5 protein-coding genes are annotated in these 2,469 nt (G+C 64.8%); 1 reads left to right on the forward strand and 4 read right to left on the reverse strand.

Annotation, left to right across the window (positions count from 1 at the left end):
* Window positions 1-144 precede the first annotated feature (144 nt).
* On the forward strand, window positions 145-717 hold the full coding sequence (locus VOI29_RS24050; protein ID WP_323766264.1) for a DoxX family membrane protein: 573 nt from the start codon (window positions 145-147) through the stop codon (window positions 715-717).
* Here the strand turns inward: VOI29_RS24050 and VOI29_RS24055 are convergent.
* The 4 genes from VOI29_RS24055 to VOI29_RS24070 form a co-directional block, all read right to left on the reverse strand.
* Window positions 714-1,205 (reverse strand): hypothetical protein, encoded by a 492-nt coding sequence (locus tag VOI29_RS24055; RefSeq protein WP_323766263.1) that lies wholly within the window; start codon window positions 1,203-1,205, stop codon window positions 714-716. The two genes, VOI29_RS24050 and VOI29_RS24055, sit on opposite strands and share 4 nt — an antisense overlap.
* 73 nt (window positions 1,206-1,278) lie before the next feature.
* Window positions 1,279-1,563 (reverse strand): HlyU family transcriptional regulator, encoded by a 285-nt coding sequence (locus VOI29_RS24060; RefSeq protein ID WP_323766262.1) that lies wholly within the window; start codon window positions 1,561-1,563, stop codon window positions 1,279-1,281.
* Window positions 1,564-1,746: 183 nt separating this feature from the next.
* Window positions 1,747-1,995: a hypothetical protein gene (locus VOI29_RS24065; protein WP_323766261.1), complete on the reverse strand. Its 249-nt coding sequence runs from the start codon at window positions 1,993-1,995 to the stop codon at window positions 1,747-1,749.
* Between the two features lie 154 nt (window positions 1,996-2,149).
* A partial coding sequence (locus tag VOI29_RS24070) for a sigma-70 family RNA polymerase sigma factor (RefSeq protein WP_323784369.1) occupies window positions 2,150-2,469 on the reverse strand: 320 nt, incomplete at its 5' end.

The raw sequence follows: 2,469 nt of genomic DNA on the forward strand, positions 1-2,469 counted from the left end.
CTTCATCGCCGCGCTGCAGTCGGACAAAACCCTGGGCCAAGCCTACGAGGCCGCGCTGGCCTTGGCACCGGAGGTCGACCTCGGTGCCGTCCTGAGCCTGCTGATTTCAGGCAACGCATTGACAGACCTGAAGAAAGGCACGCCATGACCGCGCTCGTCAACCTCTATGACATGATCTCAGACGCTCTCGAGCGCAGCCTCGACGGGCTGCTGCCGCTGCTCGCCCGTATTGTCTTTGCCGCGGTGCTGATGGTCTATTTCTGGGCCTCGGCGGTGACCAAGCTGGGCGACGGGCTGTTCGGCGTCCTGCAGCCCTCGACCGGGGCCTATGCGCAGATCTTCCCCAGGGCGATGGAGGCGGTGACCTATGATGTCAGCCAGCTTGGCGTGTTTCACTGGCTGGTTGTCGTGGCCGGGATGTGGGCCGAGGTCCTGCTGCCGCTGATGATCCTGTTGGGGCTGGTCACCCGGCTGGCGGCGCTCGGCATGATCGGGTTCATCGTGGTCCAGAGCCTGACCGACCTCATCGGCCACGGCGGGCTCGCCCATCCCGAAACCCTCGGCGCCTGGTTCGACCGGGTGCCGGATGCGGTGATCCTCGACCAGCGGGCGCTGTGGGTCTTCGTGCTCTCGGTGCTGGTGATCAAGGGCGGCGGTGCGCTGTCGCTCGACCGGATCATCGGCCGTGCCGTGCTGGGCCGGACCCACGCCGGCTAGGAGCAGCTGCCCCAGACACGCGATCCGAGATCATAGCACTGGCCGCTTTCCTCCTTGGCGTCGAACAGCGGCTGGAAATCGGCCACCGATGCACCGCCGGTCTGACAGCGCAGCTCGGCGATCTGCAGCCCGTCGCGGGTCACCGTCAGCAATCCGCTCGCCGGCAGTTCGCCGTTGCGGTCAAAGCTGTGGTTGATGCGGTATTCGAAGGGGCCGTTGGCAAAGGCCACCTCTTCCCAATAAGTTCGGCCGATCCCCGGCCAGGGGGTCAGGTGGATATCCTGCACGTGGCGCGAAAACACGATATCGGGCGCGCGGCCCGGCGCGCCATAGGCGTAATAGGCAGCGTTGTCCTGCAGGCAGACGCGGATCTCGGTCTCTCCGCCGTCGACCGTGCAGTGAAACAGCGGCGTGCCGGCATCGCCAAAGCAGGCGGCAGCGGCGGCTGTGGGCAGGCAGAGGGCAGCAAGGACAAGCGGTCTGATCATGGCGGTCTCCGGGCACGGGACAACCTGACCCGGAACGTGCCGCAGGGTCAATGGCCATGCGGCGGTCCGACGCTCAGCCGAAAAGCCGCTCGCCCTGCTCGTCGATCACCTGTTTCGCCTTCAGCAGCGACATGCGTTCGGCCTCTTCCGGATCGCTGATGATATCGGCGCGGATCAGATCGTGGCTGCGGGCTGTGCCGTCGACGTCTTTCTCGATCCGGGCGCCGATGCGGTAGCCGCCGGGTTGCTTGACCGGCTGTGGATGGATGAGGAAACCCTTGTATTCCTCAGGCTGGGCGTCGTCCTTGTCGGTGCCGGAGGCGCTGCCGCCGCCGAAGAGCTTCTTGAAAAATGACATCAGGTACCCCCTTCTATGCCGTGTCTGGCATGATCATGCCGCCGGCGGAACTGGATCGCCGGCCAGCTGTTCGCCACATCCTACACCAAGCGGATTTGGTGCGGAATGCACAGGCGCCGGCTCGCGGATGAAAAAAAAGGCCGCCTCGGAGGGCGGCCTGCGGTGGTGGCGTCAGCCTGACGGTCAGTAAACGACGCAAACGACTGTCGGCAGATCAGAGGTATTGGCGAAGAACCCGGAATGGCCGGCGTCCGTGACGACCGGCTGCGACGCCAGATCGCGCAGCGTCTGCTGACAGCGGGCAAGGTCCTCGGCCGCGACCTCGACCTCCAGCACCAGCGGTGCGGAGTCGTCCCATTGCGCATCCGTGGCCGCGAAAACTCCGGCGGCAGCGAGGCTGGCAGCGATGGCGGTGGGGATGAGGCGGATCATGGCAGTCTCCTTCGGTGTTCGGAATAGGAACGCCCCCGGGAATCACTTGGTTCCAATGCGGGCCAAGGAAACTGTCAATGACTGTCACGTCCGGCATGCGAGGGGCGCGCCGGACAAGGAAAAACGCCGGGCCACTCTGGCCCGGCGCGATGTCTTACTGATCGAGGAAGGAGCGCAGCTTACGCGACCGGCTCGGGTGCTTGAGTTTGCGCAACGCCTTGGCCTCGATCTGGCGAATCCGTTCGCGGGTGACCGAGAACTGCTGACCGACCTCCTCGAGCGTGTGGTCGGTGTTCATGCCGATCCCAAAGCGCATCCGCAGCACCCGCTCTTCGCGCGGGGTAAGCGACGAGAGCACGCGCGTCGTGGTTTCCTTCAGGTTTTCCTGAATGGCGGAATCGAGCGGCAAAACGGCGTTCTTGTCCTCGATGAAATCGCCGAGCTGGCTGTCTTCCTCGAGATCGGAAGAGCACA

Source organism: Leisingera sp., assembly GCF_034669605.1.
Classification (GTDB): domain Bacteria; phylum Pseudomonadota; class Alphaproteobacteria; order Rhodobacterales; family Rhodobacteraceae; genus Leisingera.

Coding starts and splice junctions, on each gene's coding strand:
- VOI29_RS24060 (WP_323766262.1), bottom strand. CDS start 1,563: ATGTCATTTTTCAAGAAGCTCTTCGGCGGCGGCAGCGCCTCCGGCACC.
- VOI29_RS24065 (WP_323766261.1), bottom strand. CDS start 1,995: ATGATCCGCCTCATCCCCACCGCCATCGCTGCCAGCCTCGCTGCCGCC.
- VOI29_RS24050 (WP_323766264.1), top strand. CDS start 145: ATGACCGCGCTCGTCAACCTCTATGACATGATCTCAGACGCTCTCGAG.
- VOI29_RS24055 (WP_323766263.1), bottom strand. CDS start 1,205: ATGATCAGACCGCTTGTCCTTGCTGCCCTCTGCCTGCCCACAGCCGCC.